Consider the following 24369-nt stretch of genomic DNA (forward strand, 5'->3'; position numbering starts at 1 on the left):
ATGCTCCTGGACGTGCCCAGGGCCACGCCCCGCTACAACGGCGCGCTGCCCGGCGTCGTGGAGGGTGAACGCCCCACGCTGGATCAGATCCGCCGCGAGCTGGGCGACTGCCGCCGCTGCAAGCTGTGCTCGGGCCGCAAGAACATCGTGTTCGGCTCCGGCAACCCTCGCGCGGACCTGGTGTTCGTGGGCGAGGGCCCCGGTGAGAACGAGGACCTCCAGGGCGTGCCCTTCGTGGGCGCCGCGGGCGACCTGCTCACCAAGATGATTGGCGCCATGGGCTTCACCCGGAACGACGTCTACATCGCCAACGTCGTGAAGTGCCGCCCGCCCGGCAACCGCAACCCGGAGCCGGATGAGATCGCCGCGTGCGAGCCCTTCCTGCGCTCGCAGTTGCTCGCGCTCCAGCCCAAGGTCATCGTCGCGCTGGGCAAGTTCGCGGCGCAGACGCTGCTCAGGGACACCACCCCCATCACCCGCATGCGGGGCCAGTGGCGCGAATACGAGGGCATCCAGCTCATGCCCACCTTCCACCCCGCGTACCTCCTGCGCAACAGCGCGGAGAAGCGCAAGGCGTGGGAGGACCTGCAGCAGGTGATGAAGCTGTTCGGCAAGCACCCGGGCTCCAGCGCGTAGAACGCGCGGCGCACCGCGACCAGGAGAGGCATTGATGAAGGGCGTGCTCGAGACGCGTGAAGTGCATTCCCCCGCGCTGGAGAACAACCCGCTGGGAGATCCGGCCCGCCGCCGGCTCACCGTGTACCTGCCGCCGGGCTACGCGGAAGGCACGCAGCGCTACGCGGTCGTCTACTTCCTGCACGCCTTCGGCAACGGCGGCGGCTCGTGGACCAACGCGTCCGGCTTCTCGCCCTCCGTTCCGGACCGCCTGGACGCGCTCATCGAACAGGGCGCCATCCCGCCCGTCATCGGCGTCTTCCCGGACGCGTGGACGAAGCTGGGCGGCAGCCAGTGGGTGAACAGCGACGCCATCGGCCGCTACCGCGACTACCTGGTCAAGGACATCGTCGGCTTCGTGGACAAGACCTTCCGCACGCTGCCCAAGGCCGCGTCCCGCGCGGTCGTGGGCCACAGCTCCGGTGGCTACGGCGCGCTGGTGATGGGCCGCTACCACCCGGAGATATTCTCCCTGGTCGGCGCGCACGCCCCGGATTCCTACTTCGAGTACTCGTACATGCCGGACCTGCCCAAGGCCGCCACCTCCCTGATGAAGGCCGGCGGCGTGGAGGCGTGGGTGACGGAGCTGCGCCAGCGCGCCGTAGCCACCAAGGTGCGCGGCGACGACTTCCCGGTCATCAACATCCTGGCCATGGCGGCGGCGTACTCGCCGAAGAAGGGCGAGCCGCTCAACCTGGAACTGCCCTTCGAGCAGCACAACGCGAAGCTGCGCCTGGACGTGTGGAACCGGTGGCTCGTGCACGACCCCGTGCGCTTCGTGCCCAAGTTCATGGACTCCTTCCGCAAGCTGAAGACGGTCTACCTGGACGCCGGCACGCGCGACGAGTTCAACCTGCGCTGGGGCACGCGCATGGTGGCGGACGACCTGAAGGCCGGCGGCGTGGACGTGGCGCACGAGGAGTTCGAGGACGGGCACTCGGGCGTGTCGTATCGCTTCGAGCGATCGCTTTCGGTGCTGGTGCCGCTCCTGGCGCGGGACTGATAAGGGGGAGCCCATGGATACCTACGGACTGTCGCGCGTCGTGGCGGAGAAGGGCGTGCTGCCGCAGCGCGCCCGCAAGCTGGACCCCTCGCTGCCGTGCCGCGAGGCGGAGCTGCTCATCGACGTGGAGAGCCTCAACATCGACGCCGCGTCCTTCAAGCAGATCAAGGACGACGTGGGCGGCGACCCCGCGCGCATCGCCTCGCGCATCCAGGACATCGTCCTTGAGCGCGGCAAGATGCAGAACCCCGTCACCGGCTCCGGCGGCATGCTCATTGGCCGGGTGAAGGAGCTGGGCGCGAAGCACCCCGCCAACGGCGTGCTCAAGCCCGGGGACCGCATCGCCACGCTGGTGAGCCTGACGCTCACGCCGCTCGTCATCGAAGAGGTGAAGGCGGTGCACGCGGACATCGACCGCGTGGACATCCGCGGCCACGCGCTGCTCTTCGCGAGCGGCATCTACGCGAAGCTCCCGACGGACATGCCGGACACGCTGTCCCTGGCGGCGCTGGATGTCTGCGGCGCGCCCGCGCTGGTGGCGCGCCACGTGCGCCCGGGCATGACGGTGGCGGTGCTGGGCGCGGGCAAGAGCGGCGCGCTGTGCCTGGCGCAGGCCCGTCGCAGCCTGGAGAGCCGCGGCAAGCTGCTGGCGCTGGACATCTCCCAGAAGGCGCTGGACGCGCTGTCCGCCATCGGCCTGTGTGACGAGGCGCTGAAGGTGGACGCCACCCAGGGCGTGGACGTGATGGAGGCCGTGTCCAAGGCGACCAACGGTCAGCTCTGCGACCTGGTGGTCAACTGCGCCAGCGTGGGCAACACGGAGATGGCGTCACTCTTGTCCGTGAAGGACGGCGGCACCGTCATCTTCTTCTCCATGGCCACCAGCTTCACCACGGCGGCCCTGGGCGCGGAGGGCGTGGGCAAGGACGTCACCATGCTCGTGGGCAATGGTTACGTGCCCGGCCACGCCACCCTCACGCTGGACCTGCTGCGCACCGAACCGTCGTTGCGCCAGCTCTTCGAGTCCCGCTACGTCTAGGGCTTGAGGAAGGCCGCGTGCACGGCCTTCAGCAGCGGATCCCGCTCACCCGCCGGGGCCTCCTTGAGGTGGCCCTGGTTGATGGTCCAGATGATGGCGCCCCCCAGGCCCTGCTCCCGCGTCCAGCGTCCCTTCTCCGTCACGGAGGGGATGTCCTCATAGGAGACGAAGTTGCAGGACTGCGGGCCCTTCGCGTCGGCGTCGGAGAGGTAGGGCACCCGCGCCGTGGCGTCCCAGATGTACTTCATCTTGGGCAGGTACTCCTTCTGGATGTTGGCGTAGCTCATCCGGTTGTCGCTCTGCTCCTCGTACGGATTGTTGGGGCCGTCCACGGGCTGGCCTGGCTCGGTGGCGTTCTTCCAGCAGGTTCCGAAGAAGCCGGTGCCGACGCCCAGGCGCTGCGCGGGGATGCCCGCCGCGAGGTACGCCTTCACGGAGCTGGAGACGGAGGTGGGGTGGGCCAGCGTGTCGCCGAAGAGCGCGCTGGAATGCCACACCTCCCAATCCGCCCAGTCGCCGCTCATCTTGTACGACATGATGTTCAGCTGGTCGACGCGGGCCACCAGCTGGGGGTAGAACTCCTTCTCCTCCTTGCTCAGGCCGAAGTTGGAGTTCACCCAGCCCACGGGCACGGTGATGATGAGCTTGTCGTCCAGGGCGCGCAGGTCGTCCAGGAGGGCGAGCAGCGGCGGCCCATCCCCCGCCGACAGGTCGATGGGTTCCCAGTCCACGTCGACGCCGTCGTAGCCGAACTCGTGCACGGTAGCGACGATGTTGCGGGCGAAGTTCCGGCGCTTCTCGACCGTCTCCGTCGCGCCCTTGAAGCCCGCGTGCTCATCCATGCCGCCCAGCATCAGCAGGGCCTTCTTGCCCGCGGCGTGCGCCTGCTCCGCGATCTTCCGGGCATGGATCGGCCCCTCGTGTTCGCTGATGTCGAAGAGCTTGATGACCGTTCCATCCTCCTTCGGCCGGATGCGTCCCATGGCCACGTGCGTGAGCAGCGACATGTCCACGGTTTCCGCCGGGTAGAGGTCCTTCTGGTAGCCCACCCAGTAGCCCATGACCCAGCTGACCGGGGCGCCACCGCTCCGCGGCGACACTGGCGCGGGCACCCGGGTGCAAGGACCCTCGCCCATCTCGTTGGCCGCGCAGACGCTGAAGGTGTACGCGGTGCCGTTGGCGAGGCCCTCGAACAGCATCCCGGAGGAGGGGGCGTTCACCCGCTGGGTGAGGCCACCGGGCTCCGCCATGATCTTGTAGTAGCTCAAGGGCCGTCCCCCGAAGCTCGCCGGGGCCAGCCAGCTCACGTAGGCCTGTCCATTGCCCGCCGTGGGGTTCACCGCGCGCGGCTGCCCCGGCACCGTGGGGGTCGCGATGGCCATGCCCGCCTGGGGCGTGACGATTTCGGAGTTCATGGAGCCCGGGCCCTCGCCCATCGCGTTCACCGCGGCGACCTTGAAGGCGTAGGGGAAGGCGTTGTTCAGCCCCCGGATGGTGGCCTGCGTGTCGGGCGCGTTCACCAGCGCGCCGCCACACTCGGGGATGCAGCGCACCACGTAGTAGAGGATCGGGCTGCCTCCATCCTTGGGCGGCACCGTCCACGTCACCAGGGCGGAAGCGTCCGCCGGCTGCGCGACGACCTGTTGTGGAGCCTCGGGCGCGGCGGGAGGGGCTTCCTCCTTGTCCGGGCCCATTCCGAAATCACAACCGCCAAACATCCCCGCGAGTGCCAAAACCACACATCGCTGCAACCGCTTTGACCAATGGCTGTTCATTCCCGCACTCCTGATCGGACGCGGGATGTTATGCGGTAGGACCCCCTGTAAGAGTCAAGGTTAGACAAAATATTGCGGTATTTTTGTATGCCTCGTAAAACACTTATTAAGCCGACTAATCCCATTCCCGTAGGTCATCACAGAACCTCCGTGGGTGGGAAATGAAGCCCTGGGGATGGCTGGTGTCCGGGGCGGCTGACAGGCGGCCCCGTCCCTGGCGTGCGGACCTCAGCGCACCTGTGCGGTGGGGGCGTCCGGAAGCGGGGTGGGCGCCACGGGGGCGTCCGGCGTCTGGGTCTGGGCCCAATCATTGGCGGAGCGGCCGCTGGCGTCGCGCAGAGCGGGGGATGCGCCCTGGTGGCGCAGCTGGTCGGCCACCTCCGTGCGGCCGAAGAGGACGGCGAACATCAGGGCCGTCTGGCCCAGCCGGTTGGTCTGGTCCACCGCGCAGGGTTGGGCGGAGAGCAGCTTCACCACGTCCGCGTAGCCCTTGAAGGCGGCGCCCATGAGGGCGGTGTTGCCCCGGCTGTCACCCGCGCACGCGTCCGCCCCGGCGTCGAGCAGCGCCTGCACCGTCTGGGTGTGGCCGTAATAGGCGGCGAGGATGATGGGAGAGAAGCCTCGCGCGTCGCGGGCCTCCACGGGCGTGCCGGCCTTGACGAGCCCCTGGACGATGTCCGTCTCGCCCTCGCGCGCGGCGGCGAGCAGGTAGCGCTCCGCGTCGCTGGTGGCGAGCAGCCGTCCGGCGGGCGTCGCCGGAGCGCGCAGGGACATCCACGCGGCGGTCAGCACCGTGCACACCAGCATCACCAGACCTAGCGAACCGAGCAGCAGCTTGCGAACCATGAGGGCATCTCCAGGGGCCCCGCGCGCGTGCGGGCGGGGACGGGAAAGAGGGGAGGGCAGTGGGGCCGCCGTGGCGTCACCGGCGGCCCCGGTGCGTCAGGTCACGGCTGGCCGGTGGTGGCGAGCGGGGCGATGGTGGCCTTCGCGTCGTCCAGCTTCACGTTGACGGCCTTGGCCAGGCGCGTGCCGTAGTCCGGGTTGGCCGCGTAGAAGTGGCCCACCATGCGCGCCTTGACCTTCGCGTCGCGCACCTGGCCCAGGTCGCCGGCCAGGTTCTGGATGAGCCGCTCCTTGCCGCCCGCGTCGAGCGCCGTCCAGAAGGCGCCCGCCTGCGCGAAGTTGTCCGTCTTCGCGATGGGGCGCTGCTGCGTGGTGCCGGTGAGCGGCGCGTTGGAGAAGAGGGCGGAGGGCGTGTCCTGCGTCTCACGCGTGACGCTGGGCTCGTAGTTCACGTCCGACTTCGTGTTGCCGCTGTTCATCGCGCCGGCCTGGCTGTTGTTGTTCACCGCGGCGCGTGCGCGGTTCACCGGCAGCGACAGGTAGTTGGCGCCCAGGCGGTAGCGCTGCGTGTCCGCGTAGGAGAAGAGGCGGCCCTGCAGCAGCCGGTCCTCGGACGGCTCGATGCCCGGCGGCATCACGCCCGGGGAGAAGGCGGACTGCTCCGTCTCCTCGAAGAAGTTGTCCGGCATCTTGTTGAGCGTGAACTTGCCCAGCTTCACCGGGGGCAGCTTGTCCTTGGGCCACTCCTTGGTGGCGTCCAGCGGATCAAACGTGAAGCCGTCCAGGTCCTTGGGATCCAGCACCTGCACGCTCAGCTCCCACGAGGGGAACTTCCCGGCCTGGATGTTCGTGTAGAGGTCGTGCGTGGCGTGCTGGAAGTCCTCGCCACCCAGCTTCGTGGCCTCCTCCACGGTGAGGCCCTTCACGCCCTGCTGCGACTTCCAGTTGAACTTGACGTACTTCACCTGCCCCTTGGCGTTGACGAACTTGAAGGCGTGCACGCCATTGCCATCCATCTGCCGGTAGCTCGCCGGGATGCCCAGGTCCGAATAGAGCTGGGTGAGCATGTGCGTGGATTCCGGCTGGTGGCTGAAGAAGTCGAAGTAGCGGCCCGGGTCCTGCCGGTTGGTGACCGGGGACGGCTTCAGCGAGTGCACCATGTCCGGGAACTTGATGGCGTCACGGATGAAGAAGATGGGCAGGTTGTTGCCGACCAGGTCCCAGTTGCCCTCGTCCGTGAAGAACTTCAGCGCGAAGCCGCGCGGGTCGCGCAGCGTCTCCGGCGAACCACTGGGGTGGATGACCGTGGAGAAGCGCACGAACATCGGCGTCTTCTTGCCCTTCTGGGAGAAGACGGACGCGCGCGTGAGGTTGGAGAAGTCACCGTAGCTCTCGAAGGAGCCGTAGGCGCCCACGCCGCGCGCGTGCACCACGCGCTCCGGGATGCGCTCACGGTCGAAGCGCGCGAGCTTCTCGATGAGGGCGAAGTCCTCCAGGAGGATGCCGCCCCGCGGGCCGGCCGTCTTGGAGCTCTGGTTCGTGCCCAGCGGCGCGCCCGAGTCGGTGGTGATGGGCGGCGGGTTGCCGGCTGCGAGGACGGGGGCGCCAGACAGCAGGACGGCGAACATCAACGAGCGTCGGTTCAAGGGGGACTCCTTGGGTTACGGGGGAACCGGGCCACCCCTAGAGCACGCCTCGTGCCGACCCTTCGGGCCTTGTGAATTCAACAGGTTGGATACAGGTCGGCGGTGCCTTCCACCGTCATTTCGGTGTGTTCACCGAATTGCCGGTAGTCCTCGTCACCGATTCTTCGGTGCTGGAGGCGGCAATGAAATTTCGGTGAGAAGGTATTTGCGTGATGCGTCTCGCCATTCAAGAGGCGCGGTGCGGCATCGTTTGCTGGCAGTGCGGGGGCCGTGTTCTTGAGCCGAAGGACGCTGCGCTCGGGTAGGGTGCGCGCATGTCAGGCCCGTTCATCGACGACGCGCGGATTGCCGAAGCGCGCAAGCTGGCGGACGAGATCGTCAATCCGATCTTCGACCTCATCCAACGCAACACCACTGTTTCCAATGAGCGCACCGTGTTGCGCTTCTTTGGCATTTCCGGCGCGGGTACGCGCGGCGTACCCCTGGCCAACCTCATGGTGGACAAGCTGCAGTCCGCCGGGGTGCTCAACCGGGGCGCCGCGTACTGGTACGGCCGCGCGCTGCAACTGGGCGCCAGCAGTCCGCTGGACGCCGTGGAGCGCATCACCGCGCTGCCCACGGACAAGCTGGGCGCGCTGTCTCCGGAGATGGAATCCAATCTCCGCGACGCCGTGCGCGAGGAGGCCCGCGCGGCGATGGCGGAGCTGAAGTCCCGCATCGCCCAGCGCAACGCCCTGCGCGAGCAGTTCCCCATGTCGCCCGCGCCGCACAAGTACGTCATCGTCGCCACCGGCAACATCTACGACGACGTGGACCAGGCGCGCGCCGCGGCCCAGGCGGGCGCGGACGTCATCGCGGTCATCCGCTCCACGGCGCAGTCGCTGCTGGACTACGTGCCCCACGGTGCGACGACGGAGGGCTACGGCGGCACCTACGCCACCCAGGAGAACTTCCGCGTGATGCGCGAGGCCCTGGACGACGAGAGCCGCAAGCTCAAGCGCTACATCCAGCTGACCAACTACTCGTCCGGCCTGTGCATGTCGGAGATCGCCTTCTGCGCGGCGTACGAGCGGCTGGACATGCTCCTCAACGACGCGATGTACGGCATCCTCTTCCGCGACATCAACATGCGGCGGACGTTCATCGACCAGTACTTCAGCCGCCGCATCTGCGCCCTGGCCGGAATCATCATCAACACCGGCGAGGACAACTACATCACCACCGCGGACGCCTACGACGCGGCCCACACCGTCATCGCCAGCCAGTTCATCAACGAGTGCTTCGCCAAGCGCGCGGGCCTCAAGGACTGGCAGCTGGGCATCGGGCACTCGTACGAAATCGACCCGTACCGGGACGACACGCTGCTCTTGGAGCTGTCGCAGGCGATGCTGGTGCGCCGCTGCTTCCCGGACGCGCCGCTCAAGTACATGCCGCCCACGAAGCACAAGGAGACGGACATCTTCTTCAGCCACGCGTACGACGTGATGGCGGACCTGGTGGCCATCTGGACGCGGCAGGGCATCCAGCTGCTGGGCATGATGACGGAGGCCATGCACACTCCGCTGCTCGCGGACCGGTACGTGGCGCTCAAGTCCGCGTCGTACATCCACCGCGCGGCGCGGGGCATCGACGAGGAGTTCACCGTTCGCGAGGACGGGAAGATCGCCAACCGCGCGCGTGAGGTCTTCGCCAAGGCGGAGGAGCTGCTGCGCGAGTGCCACACCGAGGGCATGGTGGCGGCCATCGGCAAGGGGCGCTTCGGCGACGTGAAGCGCGAGGAGACCGGTGGCAAGGGCCTGGACGGCGTGCTGGAGAAGGCGCCGGATTACTTCAATCCGTTCCTGGAAATGCTGGAGGCGTCATGATCCTGAGTACCTTTGTTGCCGTGATGATGGCCGCGGGCGGCAGCGCGGATGCGTTGAGCAGCGTCACGGTGAAGAACATCGCGCTGAAGGCCCCGGCGGCGTGGACGCGCTCCAACGTGGACGGCTCCGAGAAGTTCCTGGCGCCCTCTGGCGACGCGTACTTCATGGTGGACGTGGGCACGGTGCAGACCGCGGGCATGAAGGCGGAGCTGTGCCGCACGAAGATCCTCGCGAACATGGGCGGCGACAGCTGGACGATGCTGAAGGTCGGCGGCCAGCCGGCGGCCACGAAGATGGACACGGACGCGGCGCCGGACGGCAGCGGCAACGTGGACACCGTGACGTACGTGGGCTGCAACGGGAAGACGACGTGGTCGGTGGTCTTCTACATGGAGCAGGGCAAGAAGGATCGTTTCTCCGCGGTGGCCGAGAAGGTGGGCACCAGCGTGTCGTTCACGCCGCCCAAGGGCAAGAAGGGCTAGTTCGATGGTGAAGCCGAGCAAGCAGATCATCCGCCCCTACGGCGACCGTCGCGACGACGGCATGGTGCAGCTGTCGTTCACGCTGCCGGTGCCGCTGTCGGAGAAGGCCAAGGAGGCCGCCGCCCAGTTCACGAAGAAGATGGGCTTCACGGACGTGAAGGTGGCCGCCGCCGAACGCGCGGCGGACCAGTACACGTTCTTCGTCGTCTACGCCCGCTCCAACGTGACGCTGGACTACGCGGAGATCGACGTGCCGGAGGTGGTGGTGCGCAAGATGGGGTTTGATGACCTCAACGCGCTCATCAAGGAGAAGGTGCGCCGGCGCATCGTCGTCTTCGGCGCGTGCACGGGCACGGACACGCACACGGTGGGCATCGACGCCATCCTCAACATGAAGGGCTACGCGGGCGACTACGGCCTGGAGCGCTACCCCGGCTTCGAGGCGTTCAACCTGGGCAGCCAGGTGCCCAACGAGGACCTCATCAAGAAGGCCACCGCGAAGCACGCGGACGCCATCCTGGTGTCCCAGGTCGTCACGCAGCGCGACGTGCACAAGGACAACTCGCGCCAGTTCATCGACGCGGCGAAGGCGGCGGGCATCCACGGCAAGACGCTCTTGCTGCTGGGCGGGCCGCGCGTGGACCACAAGCTGGCGCTGGAGCTGGGCTTCGACGCGGGCTTCGGGCCGGGCACCAAGCCGTCCGACGTGGCGAACTACATCGTGCACGCGGTGATGAAGAAAGAGGGCACGGAGTCCGCGGACTCCCACTACCAGGGGGAACCCACGTGAGCACTGGCACCAAGGCGGTACTGCGGCTGCGCATGGGCAGCCACGACGCGCACTACGGCGGCAACCTGGTGGACGGGGCGCGGATGCTCGGTCTGTTCGGGGACGTGGCCACGGAGCTGTGCATCCGCTCGGACGGGGACGAGGGCCTGTTTCGCGCCTACGACTCCGTGGAGTTCCTGGCCCCGGTGTACGCGGGCGACTTCATCGAGGCGGAGGGCGAGATCATCAGCGAGGGCAACACGTCGCGGAAGATGCGCTTCGAGGCTCGCAAGGTCATCAAGCCCCGGCCGGACGTGAATGACTCCGCGGCGGACGTGCTGCCGGAGGCGGTGGTGGTGTGCCGCGCTTCGGGCACGTGCGTGGTGCCCAAGGACAAGCAGCGGGTGAAGCGATGAGCAGGCCCATGGTCATCACCGCCGCCCTGGTGGGCGCGGAGACGACGCGCGAGCAGACGCCGTACCTGCCCATCACCGCCGAGGAGATCGCGGAGGACGCGGCGAAGTGCCGCGAGGCCGGCGCGGCGATGGTGCACATCCACGTGCGCACGGCGGAGGGCAAGCCGTCGCAGGACGCGGAGTTGTTCCGCGCGGCCATTCGCGCCATCCGCAAGCGCACGGACGTGCTCGTCCAGGTGTCCACGGGCGGCGCGGTGGGCATGGACGTGGACGAGCGGTGCGGCGGGCTCACGCTCACCGGCGCGGACAAGCCGGACATGGCCACGCTCACCACGGGCACGGTGAACTTCGGGGAGGAAGTCTTCTGGAATCCCCGGCCTCTGGTGCGCGACATCGCGAAGCGCATCAAGAGCATCGGCCTCAAGCCGGAGCTGGAGTGCTTCGACGTCGGGATGATCGACGAGGCTCGCTACCTGGCGAAGGAGGGGCTGGTGGAGCTGCCGGCGCACTTCGACTTCGTGCTGGGCGTGCCGGGCACGCTGCAGGCGCGGCCGGAGGTGCTGGACTTCATGATCGCCGCGCTGCCGGAGGGGAGCTCCTGGACGGTGGCGGGCGTGGGGCGCCAGCAGCTCCCGTTCGTGGAAGAGGCCGCGAAGCGCGGCGGCAACGCGCGCGTGGGCCTGGAGGACAACATCTACCTGTCCAAGGGCGTGCTCGCGAAGGGCAACTTCGAGCTGGTGGCGGAGGCCGCGAAGCGGGCCCGTGCCGCTGGCCGTGAGATTGCCACCCCCGAGCAGGCCCGGCAGTTGTTGCGCCTGGGCTGAGGACGCCACTCGCGGAGCCACCACACGAGGCCCGGGGCGGATACGTCCCGGGCCTTTGTATTTCGCCCCCACGTGGCCCTCGCGAGGCGCCATGAGCCACCTCGCGAGGTCAGCGAGAGGAAGCTTCGCTCCATGCTGCTCGGGCATCCGGGCTGTTTATGCCGCCCAGGCCCAGCCGACGTGCCCGTCCGGGCGCACCAGCATGCCGCCCACGCCTTCAAGGTCTCCGCGTCCCACGTGGCCCCGTGCGCGCAACGTCGTCACCTGGGAGGGCCAGCCGGGTTCCCAGCGGGGCAGGGGGCGTGCGTCGTCCTCGCCCAGGCCCAGCAGCAGCCACCGGCCCGGATGCAGCGCCGCGTAGAGCCGCGCGTCCGCGCCGTCCCTCCGTGAGAGCTCCAGGTCGCTCAGGCGCCGGCCGCACCACTCGGACAGCAGCGGTGAGGGTGTCTCGGGCGCGGGCATGTCCAGCGGCGCGTAGCCCACGTCGAGCGCCCCGATGTTGTCCGCGAGCTGGCGGTTCAGCCGGGGCTCGCGGAGCAGGCCGCTCAGCAACTCGCGCAGGGCCAGCGTCTCCCGCGTGGCACCCATGAGGGCGGTCTGCGCCAGCGTGTTGTGGATCAATGCTTCACCCACGGGACGGCGCTCGCGCGAGTAGCTGTCGAGCAGTGCCTCCGGCGCGCCGTCCTTCACCACCGCCGCGAGCTTCCATCCCAGGTTCATCGCGTCCTGCAATCCGACGTTGAGCCCCTGGCCTCCCGCCGGGAAGTGGATGTGCGCGGCGTCTCCCGCGAGCAGCACGCGTCCCTCCCGGTAGCGCTCCGCGAGCCGCGTCTCGTTGCCGAAGCGGGACAGCCACCGGGGCTCGCGCATGCCGAAGTCAGAGCCCGCGATGCGCAGCGTGCTCTCCCGCAGTTCTTCCAGCGTGACGGGCTCGCGCACCTGCGCCTTCTCCCGGAGCGGATCCGTGACGACGATGCGGTGGACGCCCGGCGCCATGGGCACCACCATCACGCCGCCCCGCTCGTTCGAGATGCCGAGTGCAGGCTGGACCGGCGGCGCGCCCAACGTCACGTCCCCGAGCATCGCCGTGCGCGTCACGTCCGTCCCCGGAAAGGGGATGCCCGACAGCCTCCGCACCGCGCTCCGGGCTCCGTCCGCGCCCACCACGAATCGTGCCCGGATGCGGAACGTGCCCGCGTCCGTGGAGCCCTCCAGGTCCACGCCCTCGCCGTCCTGGCGCAGGGCCTCCACCGTGTGGCCTCGCCGTATGGCCACGCCCAGCTCCCGCGCCCGCTCCTCCAGCAGGGCCTCGGTCACCGCCTGCGGAAGGAACAGCGTGAAGGGGAAGCGCGTGTCCAGGACGCTGAAGTCCAGGCGCGTGTCGAGCATCGCGAAGTGGCCGGTAGGCAGCGGCCGTCCCCGTTTCAGGAACCGGTCCTCCAGCCCTCGCAGCGCGAGCACCTCCAGCGAACGCGGATGCAGGGTCAACGCTCGCGACTCGCGCACGGCCTCCACGCGCCGCTCGAACAGCTCCACCCGGACGCCCGCCAGCGCCAGCTCGCACGCGAGCCACAGCCCGGTGGGACCGCCTCCCACCACCGCCACATCGAGGACCTCCGCCATGACCGACCTCCCGCCCGAAGGCGTCAAACTAACGTTGTTAGGGATCAACTAACGGCGTTAGATTGTCAAGCCAGCGAGGGTCAGCGCGGGCATGCGAATCCAACGGGAGCAGGTGGTAGCGGCGGCGTGGACGCTGCTGGACGAGCACGGCCTGGAGGGCCTCACGATGCGCGTCCTGGCGAAGGCGCTCTCCATCCAGGCTCCGTCGCTGTACTGGCACTTCCCGGGCAAGCAGGCCCTGCTGGACGCGATGGCGGACACGCTGGTGCGGGACGTGGCGCGGACGCTGACGCCGGAGTCACCGTGGGAGCCGGTGGTGCGCACCGTGGCGGAGGAGTTGCGGCGCGCGTTCCTGGCCCACCGGGACGGCGCTCGCGTCTACGCCGGCACCCTCGTGGTGTCCGAGCACACGCTGCGCGTCTCCGACACCGTGATTGGCGCGCTGGCGCGGGCGGGGTTCGACTCGCAAGCAGCAGGCTGGGCGGCCTTCACCGTGCTCGACTACGTGCTGGGCTTCACCATCGAGGAGCAGGGCTTCACCGCGCAGGACGCCGAAGCGAAGGAGCGGGAAGGGGCGCTGCGTCAGCTTGCCTCGGCGCGCTATCCGCACGCGGCCGGCGCGGTGGACGCCATCCTGGACCGGGACTTCGACCGCCGGTTCGCCTTCGGGCTGGACCTGCTCGTCGCGGGCATCCGCGCGCGGCTGTCCACGCCGTAGCGCGGCGCTGTCAGGAGTCCGGCGCGGATTTCGTCCCGCTGCCCGGCTCGCAGCGCATCCCCCAACACCGCCTCTTCGTCCCGGCTGTCCGCACCGGACGGCTCGGGCATCATGCCGCGCATTCCTCCCGCTCTGACGGGAGCCCACGAGGAGTCGCGAAGCGATGGACACGGGACTGCAGGGCAAGGGCGTGCTGGTGACGGGCGGCGCGGGTGGCATCGGCTCCGCGCTGGTGCGGGCGTTCGCGGGCGAGGGCGCGAAGGTGGCGGTGCACTACCACCGCAGTCAGGAGAAGGCGGCGGCGCTCGCGCGCGAGGTGGGCGGCGCGGCCGTGCGCGCGGACCTCACGGTGGAGGCGGACGTGGACGCGCTGGTGCCCCAGGCGGTGAAGGACCTGGGCCGGCTGGACGTGCTGGTGTGCAACACCGGCGTGTACCCCGCGCCCGATGAACCGCTGTGGAAGATGTCGCTGGAGCGCTGGCGCCGCACGCTGGCGCAGAACCTGGACAGCGTGTTCCTGAGCTGCCGCGCGTTCCTGCGTCACGTGGAGACCACGGGCACGGGCACCATCGTCATCATCAGCTCCACGGCGGGCCTCTTCGGGGAAGCGGGCCACACGGACTACGCGGCGGCCAAGGGCGCGCTGGCGGCGGGCTTCGTGAAGAGCCTGAAGAACGAGCTGCACCGCATCGCGCCCATGGGCCGCGTCAACGTGGTGTGCCCGGGCTGGACGGAAGTGGACCGCAACCGCGACAAGCTGACGGACCCGAAGTTCGTCGGCCGCGTCACGCGGACGATGCCGCTGCGCAAGGTGGGGCAGCCGGAGGACGTGGCGCGCGTCGTGGTGACGCTCGCGTCGGATCGCATCTCAGGCCACGTGACGGGCGAGGTCGTCACCGTGGCCGGGGGCATGGAAGGAAGGGTGCTGCATGAAGACTGAGCTGGACGTGCGGACGTACAACCGCGAGGCGTGGAACGGCGAGGTGGGACGGGGCAACAAGTGGACGTTGCCGGTGTCCCCGGAGGTCATCGCCGCCGCGCGACGAGGTGACTGGAGCGTGGTGCTCACCCCGACGAAGCCCGTGCCGCGTGCGTGGTTCGGGGACCTGAAGGGCAAGGACGTGCTGGGCCTGGCGAGCGCGGGAGGCCAGCAGTGCCCGGTGCTCGCGGCGGCGGGCGCGAACGTCACCGTGTTCGACAACTCGCCCGCGCAGCTGGCGCAGGACCGCAAGGTGGCCGAGCGCGAGGGGCTCACGCTCCAGTACGTGGAGGGCGACATGCGGAACCTGTCCGCCTTCGCCGACGGGAGCTTCGACCTCATCTTCCACCCGTGCTCCAACTGCTTCGCGGAGGAGATCCTCCCGGTGTGGCGCGAGGCCTTCCGCGTGCTGCGCCCGGGTGGCGTGCTCCTGTCGGGCATCTGCAATCCGGTGCGCTACCTCTTCGACCCGGCGGAGGAGGAGAAGGGCGTGATGCGGCTCAAGTACACGATGCCGTACTCGGACTTCACCAGCCTCACGGACGAGGAGCGCCGCCGCTACACCGACAAGGATGAGCCCATGGTCGTGGGCCATTCGCTGGAGGATCAGCTGGGCGGACAGATGGAGGCGGGCTTCGTGCTCACGAACCTGTTCGAGGACAACTACGAGGGAGGGAAGGACCTGCTCTCCACGTTCCTGCCCACCTTCATGGCCACGCGTGCCCTGAAGCCCGTATCGCGTTCGTGACGCAGAAGGGCGTTGCACCCGGCCGCCTGGAAAGCCTACAGGAGAGATGTCCGGGTCCTCCCGGACATCCCCCCATTCGTAGGAGTCGTCCATGAAGGTGTCGCTGCGTCTTTCCGCGGTCGTGTTGCTGGGTGTGTCGCTGCTGGGCCTGGGCTGTGAGGGTGCGGACTCGAGGGATCCGCTGCAGGCCATCGAGGCGGGCGCCGAGGTGAAGGTGGAGCCGGCGCTGGCGGAGGTGAAGCAGGGCGCCGTGGGCGACACGCTGATGCGCTGCACGCAGCCGCAGGATGGCAGCTACCTGGAAGTGGTGCAGACCGCCACGGGCTACGAGGCGGCCACGGTGGTGGAGGCCTATGACCCCTGGGACTGCCGCTGCACGTATGAGAAGCGCACGGTGCTGGGGCAGTACACGCAGTGCCGCCGTTCCACGGTGGATCCGCGCATCATGAACTGCTACCGCGTCGAGCCCACCGGCTCGATTGGCAAGGTGGTGCTGTCCACCACGCGCGTGCAGCGCACGCAGATGGTCATCGGCAGCACGCAGACGGTGTCGTACACGGACCTGAGCATCGCGGCCATCAACCAGGACCCGGGCCAGACGCCGCGCCAGGACTTCACCTACGGCCTGGCGGACTGCCAGTAGCCGGCGCTTTTCCGGAGGCGATTTAACCTTCGGCGGGCTCCGGGGTTTTCAGTGTCAGAGCGCGACGGGGAGCAGGCTGCACGGCTGCTCCCGGAGCGTTTTGACCTGAACCCGGAGTCCACACACCATGTCGCTCAAGTCCATGCTTCGCGGTACCGCCGTCGCCACGCTGCTCCTCGCCGTGCCCGTGCTCGCCCAGACGGCCGCGCCGTCCGACTCCAACGCCAACGCCGGCCAGTGCGAAGGGCGCCGGGGCAAGCACGGCGGCGGGGGCCACAAGTTCGGCCGCATGGAGCACCGGCTGGACAAGCAGGTCGCCGAGGGGCGCCTGTCGCAGGCCCAGGCCGACGGCTTCAAGGCGGAGGCCAGGCAGCTCCACGAGGAGATGAAGGCCGCGCGCGCCTCCAGCAACGGCCAGGTGGATGAGACCACGCGCGCGCAGTTCAAGGAGCGCCGCAAGGCGCTGAAGGAGAAGATCAAGGCGGCGCTGGCGCCCACGCAGCAGGGCGCCTGAGGTCCCGCCGTGATTGGGGGACGTGACGCGAGGGCCCCGGCCGGCACAGACTGACCGGGCCCTTACGTCCGCGGGAGTCCCCATGCTTCGCAGTCTCCTCGTCGCCCTCGTCGCCCTGACCGCTGGCTGCCGCGCGCACTCCAGCGCGCCCCAGGCGGAGGTGGCGCAGGCCCCGGTGGACGCGCCGGACGCGGCGCAAGCCTCGGGGGTGCTGGTGGCGGACGCGGAGCTCCAGCGCGTGCAGAAGCGCGCGCGGTACATCGTCGAATCGGAGAAGGGCGCCATCAGCGCCACGGACCTGCTGCTGGCGCGTCCGGACCTGGACCGCTCGCGGATGAACTGGTTCTTCACCGTGCCGCGCGGCAACGCCTGGTACTCCGTCTTCGGCCGCTTCAATCCGCAGGACGTGTTCGTTCCCTCATACGCGTACCGCGCGCCCATCGAGTTCTCCGGCGAGATGGAGGACTTCCCCGTCGAGTCCCTTCCCGAAGGCATGGACGCCCTGGCCCGCGCCGTGAGCACCGCCTGCGAGCGCGTCTTCCAGGTGCACGGCCGCAAGCAGCTCAACCCCGTCGTGCTGGAGGAGGACGACGGCATCACCGTCTATGTGCTCCAGGGCTTCGACGACTCGAACCTGTACCTGCTGGGCGGCGACTTCCGCTTCAAGTTCAGCAAGGACGGCCGCCAGAAGCTCCAGGAGCTGCCCCTGCACCAGGGGCTCATCCCGGTGTCCGTCGCGCCGGACGCGGACGGCGAGCGGCCCCAGTTCTCCGCGCACGCGCACGTGCTCTTCCCGGGGCCGCTGGAGACGGAGCTCGCGCTGGTGATGCTCTATCCCGCGCTGGGTGGCCTCTTCGTGGGCGGGGCGGACCAGGACTGCGTCTACGCGCTGTCGCCGGATGGCACCATCCGCGCGGTGCGCCTGAGCCGCGAGGAGGTCCTGCGCGAGCTGCGTCCGGACGGCACCTTCGCTCCGCCCAAGGAGCTGAACGTCGCACCGGAGCCCGGCGCGGACGTGGTGCTCTGAACAGCTCCTGCTTGCGCAGTGTTGAGCTTCGTTCACGTCTTTCCCGGCGGTCCGTCATGGCCAGGGGGCGGGGTGCTTGAGTTCGCGCCCTCACGACAGGAGGACGCGGATGGCCTTGCAGAACGACTACCAGGACGTGCTGGACGTGGCGAAGAACGTGGGCGCGAAGATCGAAACGCGCGAGGAGAACGGCAAGCTCGTCATCAAGGGCGCCGTCGATCATGCCTTCGACCGCGATCGCATGTGGGATCAGATCAAGGCGAAGCACCCGAAGTGGAACGACGAGATCATGGTGATGCTCACCGTGACCCACGCCGAGCCCTACGGCGTCCACACCGTGAAGTCCGGCGACACGCTCAGCAAGCTCGCCAAGGACATCTACGGGGACATGAAGCTCTACACGAAGATCTTCGAGGCCAACAAGGATCAGCTCAAGGACCCGGACCACATCAAGGTGGGCCAGGTACTCAAGCTGCCGCCGAAGACCATCGCCAACCGCGCCTGAGCCTCGGCGCTCCCGCTGCCGGTGGACCGCTATCTCGCGGCCCACCGGCCCGGTGCGGTGGTGCGTTGAATCAGGGGCAGTACGGGCAGTCCACCGTCGCCTCGAGCGAGTCGTAGACGAGGCAGTTCTGGTCCGCGGCGCTGTCGTTCTTCTGCTGGCACCGGTAGTTCCACACGGAAGCGCACTGCGTGTAGACCTGCGCGTCGCCGGTGGGCCCCTGGTAGGTGGGCGTGCAGGTGCCGCCCGAGCTTCCACCCGACACGGTGCAGGTGTTGGGGTCGGTGTTGCTCGTGCACTTGAGGCTGGAGCAGTTGGTGCCGCTGCCCATCCACTTGCCCGAACAGCTGGAGGCCGAGGTGCGCTGCTCACAGAGCACGCGGTTCAGGTTCCCGTCGTAGTAGGCGCACGCGCCGCTGCTGCCTCCGCCACCACCACCGCCGCCCGAGCCGCCAGAAGGCGTCCCCCAGCTCCACTCCGGCGTTCTCGGCTCGGAGAAGCTGTTCAGGTACACCTCGCCGTCAGAGAAGCCCACGTCCTCGCACGAGTCGCCGTCGAAGTAGCCGCAGTAGTCCCAGCCGTCGCACCAGAAGTCGCGGCACTCGTCTTCGGTGTCCTCATTGCAGAAGTAGATGGACGAGCCATGGACGCAGGCGCTCTGAGTGGAGAAGCACCCGGGCAGCACGAGGCCCACGGCGAGGGACAGGAGGACAGCGGACACAACGCCCGTGAGCGGACGAGGGGATGGGGTCATGCCGCTGGAATGTAGCTTCAAGCGGCCGCGGAATTCAGCTGGGTCGCCGCTACCACGGGCCTAGAGGCCCCGCAGGCGCGCGGCCCAGGCGAGGTAGGCACCGCGCGGATCCACGAACGGGTCGCGGAAGAGGGCGCGGATGCCGGCGGTGTCCACCTGACCGGCGTCGAAGGCGCGGTAGAGGCTGTCCCCCAGGAGATAGCCGAGCGCGTGGCTGACGCCGTGGAACAGGCGGTCTCGGCGCAGGGGGAGGAGCTTCACGGCCTCGTCGGGGGCCTCGGACTCCGTGGCCTTGTGGGCGAGCACGAAGGCGGCGATCTGCCGCTCCAGGCCCCGGGCCTCGCCGAAGCGCTTCGCCCACTCCGCGACGTTGGGGCAGGTGCGGCGCGGGTTGATCAGCTTGGAGCCGAAGAAGCCCAGGGCCTCTTCCAGACAGCGTGCGTAGAAGGCCTCGGACGCGCCGCGCGGGGCGTCCATGGCGTCGCCCACTGCGCAGTGGCGCACGAAGTGGGCGGCCTCCTCCGCGGCGTGGTTGAGGGACAGCGACGCGAGCCAGGCCGTGCGCGCGCGCGGGATGTAGCCGCTCTCGCGCGACAGGATGTGCTTGCGCAGCTGGGACAGCTCCGCCTGGGTGAAGCGGCCGCGCCGGCGGATGCGGGCGAGCACGTCGCCGTCCGCCGCCGTCGTCACCTCCACCGAGTCCAGTTCGCGGCCCACGGGCACGCCCGCGAGCCCGCCGATGAGCTCCGCCATGTCCCGGAAGCGCTCCGCGGCGCTGCGGTCCAGGAGGGGCGCGTCGTCGCCTTCGGCCTCCAGGTAGTCCAGGAAGCTCTGCTGGCAGAGGACGGGCGAGGCGTTCATCAGGCACAGCGCGCCGTCCGCCAGCTCCACGGCCTCCGCGCTGCCCAGCCGGCCCTCGCGCGCGAGGCGCCACCAGAGGCCTTCCGCGTTCTGGTACACGACGAGGCCGCGGCGCGGATGGGCGTCTCCCAACGCGCGCTCCACCTGCGCGGGCAGGTGGCAGGGCGCGGCATGGAACTGGCCCACCAGCACCATCACCAGCGGGACGTCCTCCGCACGGGCCACTCGGGCGATGCGCTCCGCGGCGAAGGCGTCGCGCAGCGCGAGCGAACGCTCTCCCTGGGCCCGCCGGTCGATGGCGGCCACCTGGAGCTTGAGGCGCTTCGCGAAGGCCAGCACGGCGCGGATGCCGGCGCCGGGACCGAAGCCCGGGGTGGGGCCATGGCCCAGCCGGGACATCAGGGTGCGCTCGGGCAGGCGTCCCGCGAGGTACGCGTCGAGGGCGGCTTGATGACGGCCCTCCACGCACTCCAGCGCCAGCACGACGCGGCGGCCGGAGGCGAGGGCGCGCTCCGCGAGGTCCAGGTAGGTCTGCTGGGCGAGCGGCAGCGTGTGGTAGTCGCCGACGTAGACGAGGTCCGACGCCGCGATGCGCTGGTACACGTGGGTCAGGGGGACCACGCGCTGATAGGTGCTCGTGCGCCGGCGGTAGCGGGCCTCGTAGGCGCGGAAGGCTTCGGTGCGGCCTTCGACCACCCGGGCGATCTGGGCGCGTTGGCGGCGGAAGAGAGCGAGGTGAAGGGCAAGCGACGCGCGCATGGAGCAACAGGCACCGTCGCATGCGCTCGCGGGGGCGGCAAAAAATCAGCGGGACGCGGGCAGGTGGCTTGCTTGACTCGCATGGCCCTGCAACGGACCATCGTCGTCAATCTTGCGGACCGTTCTTCCTCGCTCGCTCATCCTCTGTGCCGTGGTGTTCGCCGCGGCCCCCGTCCACGCACAAGAGGCCGCGCTGCTGCACGCGTCGCCGCCGCGCGCCGAGGTCCGGCAGCCCCTCCAGTTGGATGCGACGCTGGTGGATGGCGGCAAGGTGCTGGAGCTCTTCGTCCGCTATCGCGGCCCGGGCGAGCCGTACGTCCAGGTCCCCATGGAGCGGCAGTACGGAGACCTGTACCGCGCGGTGATTCCCGCCGAGCACATGGTGTCACCCGGCGTGGAGTACTTCGTCGAAGCGGCGATGGTGGATGGGGCGCGCACACCGCTCTTCATGTCCGCGCTCCGGCCCGCCAGGGTGATGGTGGGGACGCAGACCCCGGAGCCACCGCCGGTCCGAGTGCCGCCGGTCCGCAAGGGGACCCGTGAAGCCCCGAGGTCCTCGCCCGACATCGATGCCTTCGCGCCGCCGTCGGGGGCAGGGGAGGACGATGACGCGGGGAGCGCTCCGACGCCGCCTCCTTCCTCGGGTCGTCCGGAGGGGACGGACCCGCGTGCTTCGAGCCGCACGGGCGGTACGGACCCGCGCGCTTCGACCCGGACGGAGGTGCCGGATTCACGCACTGCCCGAACGGACGGCTCGCGCGCGCCGACCCGAACGGAGGCGTCCGACCCTCGGGCCCCGGCTCGCGCGAGCGGTACGGACTCGCGGACTTCCGGCCGCGCGGGCAATAGCTCCGACGATGCCATGGCCGCGCTCAACGCGGACGTGCCTCCGGAACCTCGCACTGACTCCCGCGCGTCCTCATCCCGCAGCACCATGGACGACGACCTGGCGCTCTACAGCGCGGAGGACGTGCTCGCGGTGACGACCCTCCAGGAGGAGGCCGTCCGCACCGTGCCGGCCATCGGCGCTTCCTTCAACCGTGCGCAGATGATCGCGCTGGGCGCCCGCACGGTGGCGGACGTGCTGGACGTGGTGCCCGGCGTGTCCGTCAGCCGCGACGTGCAGGGCTTCCACCGCACCGCCATCCGGGGCCTGCGCAACGACGCGGAGGTGCTCTTCCTGCTCGACGGCCACCGCCTCAACAACTTCTTCGACGGCAAGGCGCTCATGAACCTGCCGGTGGAGAACCTGGAGCGCATCGAGGTCATCCGCGGCCCCGGCTCCGCCGTCTACGGCGCGGGCGCCTTCCAGGGCGTCGTCAACCTGGTCACCAACCACGCCGACGGCGTCCGCGGCGCCATCACCACCGGCGGCGTCCCCCGCGACGACGGCCGCCTGGCGCTCGCCACCGACGGCCACCTGTCCGCCGCGCACACCACCGGGGACCTGCGCCTGTTCGCGGACCTGGACCTCTGGACGCAGGAAGGCGACTCGCTCGTCATCGACCACGACGCGCTCGACGACGAGTCCGTGGCCCAGGGCCTGCGCGACGTGGACCAGCCCGCGGGCCGCACCCGTGACGGCCGCTTCCTCGTCAACGCGGGCGGAGGTGTGTCCTACGGCCTGGACAGCGCCGGCCGCCTGGGTGTCACCGCGCGCTACCTCTCCGAGAAGCGCGACGCGCTCGTCGGCCTGTTCGACACCGTGGGCAACGACTCCCAGCTGTCCTGGGACGTGCTGCTCGCGGACCTCACCTGGGAGCGGCCCCTCTCCGACGGCGGCCAGGTGCGCGCCCGGCTGGGCTTCGATCAACAGTCCACCGACCGGCTGTTCCAGCTCACGCCGCTCGACTTCCGCACCGGCGATGGCGTGGAACGCCTCTTCCCCGAGGGACTCCAGGAGCAGACGCGGGTCACCGTGCGCACCGTGACGGCCTCCGTGGACGCGGACTTCGCGCTGGCGAAGGAGAACCACCTCACCCTGGGCTTCGTCGCCGAACAGCAGTCGCTGTCCCAGTACGACTACACGACGAACTTCACGCTCGACGGCCGCCTGCGCCCCAGCCCCGCCGCCCCTGAAGGACTGGTGGACCTCACGAAGGGCGCGGCCTCCCGCCGCCTCAACCTGGGCCTCTCCGCGCAGGACCAGTGGACCGTGCTCTCCGCGCTCACGCTCACCTTCGGCCTGCGCCTGGACGCCACCCAGCTCCCCGACGCGGAGGCGACGGGCACGCTCGACGCCAGCAAGATGGTGGTGCGGGTCAACCCGCGCGTGGGCCTGGTCATCGCCGCGTCGGACGCGCTGGTGCTCAAGGCGCTGTACGGCCGCGCCTTCCGCGCCCCCACGCCCCAGGAGCTGGTCGAGCGCATCCCCGACACCGACTACAACCAGGGCCGCTTCGAGGGAAACCCGCTCCTGAATCCCACCACCGTGGACACCTTCGAGCTGGGCATGGACCTGGTCCAGGCCGCGGGCGACACCCGCGTGCGTGTGCGCGCCAACGCCTTCCTGCAGAACTTCGCCTCGCCCATCACCCCGGTGGACACCAGCGGCAACATCGTCCCCTTGCGCAACCGCGAGCTGGGCGTGCGTGTGTACGGCGTGGAGGCGGAGGCCCGCCTGGAGGCGTCCAAGCGCGCCGCCGCGTGGGTCAACGCCAGCCTGTCCCGCGCGCAGGACCTGGAGCTGCCGGAGCAGTCCCGGCTGCTCACGGACGTGCCCCAGGCACGCTTCAACGCGGGCGTGTCCATGCCCCTGGGGGACTGGGTGAACCTGGACGTGGTGGTGCGCTCCGGCGCCGAGCGCCGCAACAACAACCGCTCCACGCTGGAGCTCATCCGCCGCTACGAGATTGCCGCCTACAGCCTCATCACCGCGCAGCTGCGCACCGAGCCCATCTGGGAGCACTTCGAGGTGACGCTCTACGCACAGAACCTCTTCGACCACGACCTGCGCGACGACGTGCCCCGGCCGGACCGCGTCACCGGCCTGCTGCCGCGCGAGGGCGTGTCCGGCTACCTCACCCTGAGGGCCTCCTACTGATGGACCGCCGCCACCTCACCGCCGCGCTCGCCGCGCTCACGCTGCTGCCCGGCTGCCTCGCGTACAACGACTCCTGCGCCCCGCTGGTGGACGACCCCGACGCCGTCGTGGGCTACCTGGGCGAGGAGGTCCAGCTGGGCTCCGCCTTCACCCGCCACGACAACAACGCGCTGGGGCAGCTGGCCGCGGACGCGTTCCTCCACGCGGAGGACGGCGCCGCGAAGCCCACGGACCTGGGCATCATCAACGGCGGCTCGCTGCGCGACGAAGGCCTGTGTGTCACCCGCACGTCCCTGCGCACGGGGCCGCTCACCGACGGCGTCCTGCACGAGGTCATCCTCTTCGAGAACCTCCTCGTGACGGTGGACCTCACGGAGAAGCAGCTCGTGGACCTCTTCGAGCACTCCGTGGAGGCGCTGGCCCTGGAAGGGCAGGCCATCGTGTCGCCGTCCGGCGCGTTCCTCCACGTGTCCGAGGGCACCACCCTGCGCGTGGACTGCGGGCGTCCCGCGGGCCAGCGGGTGACGGCGCTGCGGGTGCGCGGCCGCGACGTGTCCATCCCCGCGCGCGACGACGCGTCCATCCGCTACCGGGTGGCGATGTCCACGTTCCTGCTGGAGGGAGGGGACGGCTACGGCAGCATCCTGGGCAACGCGGGACAGGACCCGGACCGCAACCCGGTGACGGCGCGCAAGCTGGGAGGCACGGACGCCAACATCGCGGCGGCGTACATGAAAAGCACGTACCCCAGCCCGGTCCAGGCGCTGAAGGAAGCCCCGCGCATCGTCTTCACCAACTGCGCCCGGCCCTCCCGGCCCGCCCCGCGCTAACGTCGAGCGCGGTGTCGGACTTGCGGGG

Annotated in this window: 23 protein-coding genes; 17 read left to right on the top strand and 6 right to left on the bottom strand. The window is 69.6% G+C overall.

Going from position 1 to position 24369, the window contains the following annotated elements:
* From D7Y21_RS04660 to D7Y21_RS04670, 3 genes are all read left to right on the top strand, one after another.
* On the top strand, nt 1–636 hold a 636-nt coding region (locus tag D7Y21_RS04660), incomplete at its 5' end, for a uracil-DNA glycosylase family protein (protein ID WP_233611981.1).
* Between the two features lie 34 nt (nt 637–670).
* Nucleotides 671–1678, top strand: coding sequence for an esterase family protein (locus tag D7Y21_RS04665; protein WP_120562672.1), 1008 nt, complete (start codon nt 671–673; stop codon nt 1676–1678).
* A gap of 13 nt (nt 1679–1691) precedes the next feature.
* Nucleotides 1692–2717, top strand: a complete 1026-nt coding sequence (locus D7Y21_RS04670; protein WP_120562673.1) for an L-erythro-3,5-diaminohexanoate dehydrogenase — start codon at nt 1692–1694, stop codon at nt 2715–2717.
* Here D7Y21_RS04670 and D7Y21_RS04675 read toward each other — a convergent pair.
* The 3 genes from D7Y21_RS04675 to D7Y21_RS04685 form a co-directional block, all read right to left on the bottom strand.
* On the bottom strand, nt 2714–4411 hold the full coding sequence (locus tag D7Y21_RS04675; RefSeq protein WP_233611982.1) for a glycosyl hydrolase family 18 protein: 1698 nt from the start codon (nt 4409–4411) through the stop codon (nt 2714–2716). The two genes, D7Y21_RS04670 and D7Y21_RS04675, sit on opposite strands and share 4 nt — an antisense overlap.
* Nucleotides 4412–4720: 309 nt before the next feature.
* Nucleotides 4721–5338: an ankyrin repeat domain-containing protein gene (locus D7Y21_RS04680; protein WP_120562675.1), complete on the bottom strand. Its 618-nt coding sequence runs from the start codon at nt 5336–5338 to the stop codon at nt 4721–4723.
* A 101-nt stretch (nt 5339–5439) separates the two neighbouring features.
* Entirely contained in the window at nt 5440–6984 is a 1545-nt protein-coding gene (locus D7Y21_RS04685; protein WP_304988552.1) for a catalase, read from the bottom strand.
* 314 nt (nt 6985–7298) lie between these two features.
* Here D7Y21_RS04685 and D7Y21_RS04690 point away from each other — a divergent pair, with 314 nt between their 5' ends.
* Genes D7Y21_RS04690 through D7Y21_RS04710 form a run of 5 tightly spaced genes read left to right on the top strand, consistent with a single transcriptional unit; the run spans nt 7299 to nt 11340 of the window.
* On the top strand, nt 7299–8849 hold the full coding sequence (locus D7Y21_RS04690; protein ID WP_120562677.1) for a lysine 5,6-aminomutase subunit alpha: 1551 nt from the start codon (nt 7299–7301) through the stop codon (nt 8847–8849).
* A complete protein-coding gene (locus tag D7Y21_RS04695) occupies nt 8846–9331 on the top strand; it encodes a hypothetical protein (protein WP_120562678.1) in 486 nt (161 codons plus the stop codon). The genes D7Y21_RS04690 and D7Y21_RS04695 overlap by 4 nt, the downstream gene beginning before the upstream one ends.
* A gap of 4 nt (nt 9332–9335) precedes the next feature.
* Nucleotides 9336–10121: an OAM dimerization domain-containing protein gene (locus tag D7Y21_RS04700; RefSeq protein WP_120562679.1), complete on the top strand. Its 786-nt coding sequence runs from the start codon at nt 9336–9338 to the stop codon at nt 10119–10121.
* Nucleotides 10118–10516 carry a hotdog fold domain-containing protein gene (locus D7Y21_RS04705; protein ID WP_014396341.1) on the top strand — a complete coding sequence of 133 codons (399 nt, stop codon included), beginning with the start codon at nt 10118–10120 and terminating at the stop codon, nt 10514–10516. Before D7Y21_RS04700 ends, D7Y21_RS04705 begins: the two co-directional genes overlap by 4 nt.
* On the top strand, nt 10513–11340 hold the full coding sequence (locus D7Y21_RS04710) for a 3-keto-5-aminohexanoate cleavage protein (protein ID WP_120562680.1): 828 nt from the start codon (nt 10513–10515) through the stop codon (nt 11338–11340). The genes D7Y21_RS04705 and D7Y21_RS04710 overlap by 4 nt, the downstream gene beginning before the upstream one ends.
* Nucleotides 11341–11496: 156 nt before the next feature.
* Here D7Y21_RS04710 and D7Y21_RS04715 read toward each other — a convergent pair whose 3' ends face one another.
* Nucleotides 11497–12963, bottom strand: coding sequence for an FAD-dependent monooxygenase (locus D7Y21_RS04715; protein ID WP_121711523.1), 1467 nt, complete (start codon nt 12961–12963; stop codon nt 11497–11499).
* 91 nt (nt 12964–13054) lie between these two features.
* On the opposite strand from D7Y21_RS04715, the gene D7Y21_RS04720 reads away from it, so the two are divergent.
* From D7Y21_RS04720 to D7Y21_RS04750, 7 genes are all read left to right on the top strand, one after another.
* A complete protein-coding gene (locus tag D7Y21_RS04720) occupies nt 13055–13681 on the top strand; it encodes a TetR/AcrR family transcriptional regulator C-terminal domain-containing protein (RefSeq protein WP_120562682.1) in 627 nt (208 codons plus the stop codon).
* A 163-nt stretch (nt 13682–13844) separates the two neighbouring features.
* A complete protein-coding gene (locus D7Y21_RS04725; RefSeq protein WP_120562683.1) occupies nt 13845–14621 on the top strand; it encodes an SDR family NAD(P)-dependent oxidoreductase in 777 nt (258 codons plus the stop codon).
* Entirely contained in the window at nt 14611–15408 is a 798-nt protein-coding gene (locus D7Y21_RS04730; RefSeq protein WP_121711525.1) for a class I SAM-dependent methyltransferase, read from the top strand. Before D7Y21_RS04725 ends, D7Y21_RS04730 begins: the two co-directional genes overlap by 11 nt.
* Before the next feature lie 91 nt (nt 15409–15499).
* Nucleotides 15500–16051 carry a hypothetical protein gene (locus D7Y21_RS04735; RefSeq protein ID WP_120562685.1) on the top strand — a complete coding sequence of 184 codons (552 nt, stop codon included), beginning with the start codon at nt 15500–15502 and terminating at the stop codon, nt 16049–16051.
* Nucleotides 16052–16178: 127 nt separating this feature from the next.
* Entirely contained in the window at nt 16179–16565 is a 387-nt protein-coding gene (locus D7Y21_RS04740) for a hypothetical protein (protein WP_121711527.1), read from the top strand.
* 82 nt (nt 16566–16647) lie between these two features.
* Nucleotides 16648–17592: a hypothetical protein gene (locus tag D7Y21_RS04745; protein ID WP_120562687.1), complete on the top strand. Its 945-nt coding sequence runs from the start codon at nt 16648–16650 to the stop codon at nt 17590–17592.
* 109 nt (nt 17593–17701) lie between these two features.
* Entirely contained in the window at nt 17702–18097 is a 396-nt protein-coding gene (locus D7Y21_RS04750) for a LysM peptidoglycan-binding domain-containing protein (protein WP_120562688.1), read from the top strand.
* Nucleotides 18098–18167: 70 nt separating this feature from the next.
* Here the strand turns inward: D7Y21_RS04750 and D7Y21_RS04755 are convergent, their stop codons facing one another.
* Entirely contained in the window at nt 18168–18848 is a 681-nt protein-coding gene (locus D7Y21_RS04755) for a hypothetical protein (RefSeq protein WP_120562689.1), read from the bottom strand.
* Nucleotides 18849–18908: 60 nt separating this feature from the next.
* Nucleotides 18909–20468, bottom strand: coding sequence for a ChaN family lipoprotein (locus tag D7Y21_RS04760; protein ID WP_121711529.1), 1560 nt, complete (start codon nt 20466–20468; stop codon nt 18909–18911).
* A gap of 112 nt (nt 20469–20580) precedes the next feature.
* Between D7Y21_RS04760 and D7Y21_RS04765 the strand changes: the two genes are divergently transcribed.
* Both D7Y21_RS04765 and D7Y21_RS04770 read left to right on the top strand, forming a co-directional pair.
* Nucleotides 20581–23511, top strand: coding sequence for a TonB-dependent siderophore receptor (locus D7Y21_RS04765; protein WP_121711531.1), 2931 nt, complete (start codon nt 20581–20583; stop codon nt 23509–23511).
* Entirely contained in the window at nt 23511–24341 is an 831-nt protein-coding gene (locus D7Y21_RS04770; RefSeq protein ID WP_120562692.1) for a 5'-nucleotidase C-terminal domain-containing protein, read from the top strand. The genes D7Y21_RS04765 and D7Y21_RS04770 overlap by 1 nt, the downstream gene beginning before the upstream one ends.
* The last annotated feature ends 28 nt before the right edge of the window (nt 24342–24369 follow it).

Origin of the sequence: Corallococcus sp. AB045 (assembly GCF_003668895.1) — a bacterium.
In the GTDB taxonomy this organism is placed as follows: domain Bacteria; phylum Myxococcota; class Myxococcia; order Myxococcales; family Myxococcaceae; genus Corallococcus; species Corallococcus coralloides.

What these genes read in the sequence shown, in the direction of transcription:
- D7Y21_RS04665 (WP_120562672.1), top strand. Translation starts at nt 671, where the DNA reads ATGAAGGGCGTGCTCGAGACGCGTGAAGTGCATTCCCCCGCGCTGGAG.
- D7Y21_RS04670 (WP_120562673.1), top strand. Translation starts at nt 1,692, where the DNA reads ATGGATACCTACGGACTGTCGCGCGTCGTGGCGGAGAAGGGCGTGCTG.
- D7Y21_RS04675 (WP_233611982.1), bottom strand. Translation starts at nt 4,411, where the DNA reads ATGGGCCCGGACAAGGAGGAAGCCCCTCCCGCCGCGCCCGAGGCTCCA.
- D7Y21_RS04680 (WP_120562675.1), bottom strand. Translation starts at nt 5,338, where the DNA reads ATGGTTCGCAAGCTGCTGCTCGGTTCGCTAGGTCTGGTGATGCTGGTG.
- D7Y21_RS04690 (WP_120562677.1), top strand. Translation starts at nt 7,299, where the DNA reads ATGTCAGGCCCGTTCATCGACGACGCGCGGATTGCCGAAGCGCGCAAG.
- D7Y21_RS04695 (WP_120562678.1), top strand. Translation starts at nt 8,846, where the DNA reads ATGATCCTGAGTACCTTTGTTGCCGTGATGATGGCCGCGGGCGGCAGC.
- D7Y21_RS04700 (WP_120562679.1), top strand. Translation starts at nt 9,336, where the DNA reads ATGGTGAAGCCGAGCAAGCAGATCATCCGCCCCTACGGCGACCGTCGC.
- D7Y21_RS04710 (WP_120562680.1), top strand. Translation starts at nt 10,513, where the DNA reads ATGAGCAGGCCCATGGTCATCACCGCCGCCCTGGTGGGCGCGGAGACG.
- D7Y21_RS04715 (WP_121711523.1), bottom strand. Translation starts at nt 12,963, where the DNA reads ATGGCGGAGGTCCTCGATGTGGCGGTGGTGGGAGGCGGTCCCACCGGG.
- D7Y21_RS04720 (WP_120562682.1), top strand. Translation starts at nt 13,055, where the DNA reads ATGCGAATCCAACGGGAGCAGGTGGTAGCGGCGGCGTGGACGCTGCTG.
- D7Y21_RS04725 (WP_120562683.1), top strand. Translation starts at nt 13,845, where the DNA reads ATGGACACGGGACTGCAGGGCAAGGGCGTGCTGGTGACGGGCGGCGCG.
- D7Y21_RS04730 (WP_121711525.1), top strand. Translation starts at nt 14,611, where the DNA reads ATGAAGACTGAGCTGGACGTGCGGACGTACAACCGCGAGGCGTGGAAC.
- D7Y21_RS04735 (WP_120562685.1), top strand. Translation starts at nt 15,500, where the DNA reads ATGAAGGTGTCGCTGCGTCTTTCCGCGGTCGTGTTGCTGGGTGTGTCG.
- D7Y21_RS04740 (WP_121711527.1), top strand. Translation starts at nt 16,179, where the DNA reads ATGTCGCTCAAGTCCATGCTTCGCGGTACCGCCGTCGCCACGCTGCTC.
- D7Y21_RS04745 (WP_120562687.1), top strand. Translation starts at nt 16,648, where the DNA reads ATGCTTCGCAGTCTCCTCGTCGCCCTCGTCGCCCTGACCGCTGGCTGC.
- D7Y21_RS04750 (WP_120562688.1), top strand. Translation starts at nt 17,702, where the DNA reads ATGGCCTTGCAGAACGACTACCAGGACGTGCTGGACGTGGCGAAGAAC.
- D7Y21_RS04755 (WP_120562689.1), bottom strand. Translation starts at nt 18,848, where the DNA reads ATGACCCCATCCCCTCGTCCGCTCACGGGCGTTGTGTCCGCTGTCCTC.
- D7Y21_RS04760 (WP_121711529.1), bottom strand. Translation starts at nt 20,468, where the DNA reads ATGCGCGCGTCGCTTGCCCTTCACCTCGCTCTCTTCCGCCGCCAACGC.
- D7Y21_RS04770 (WP_120562692.1), top strand. Translation starts at nt 23,511, where the DNA reads ATGGACCGCCGCCACCTCACCGCCGCGCTCGCCGCGCTCACGCTGCTG.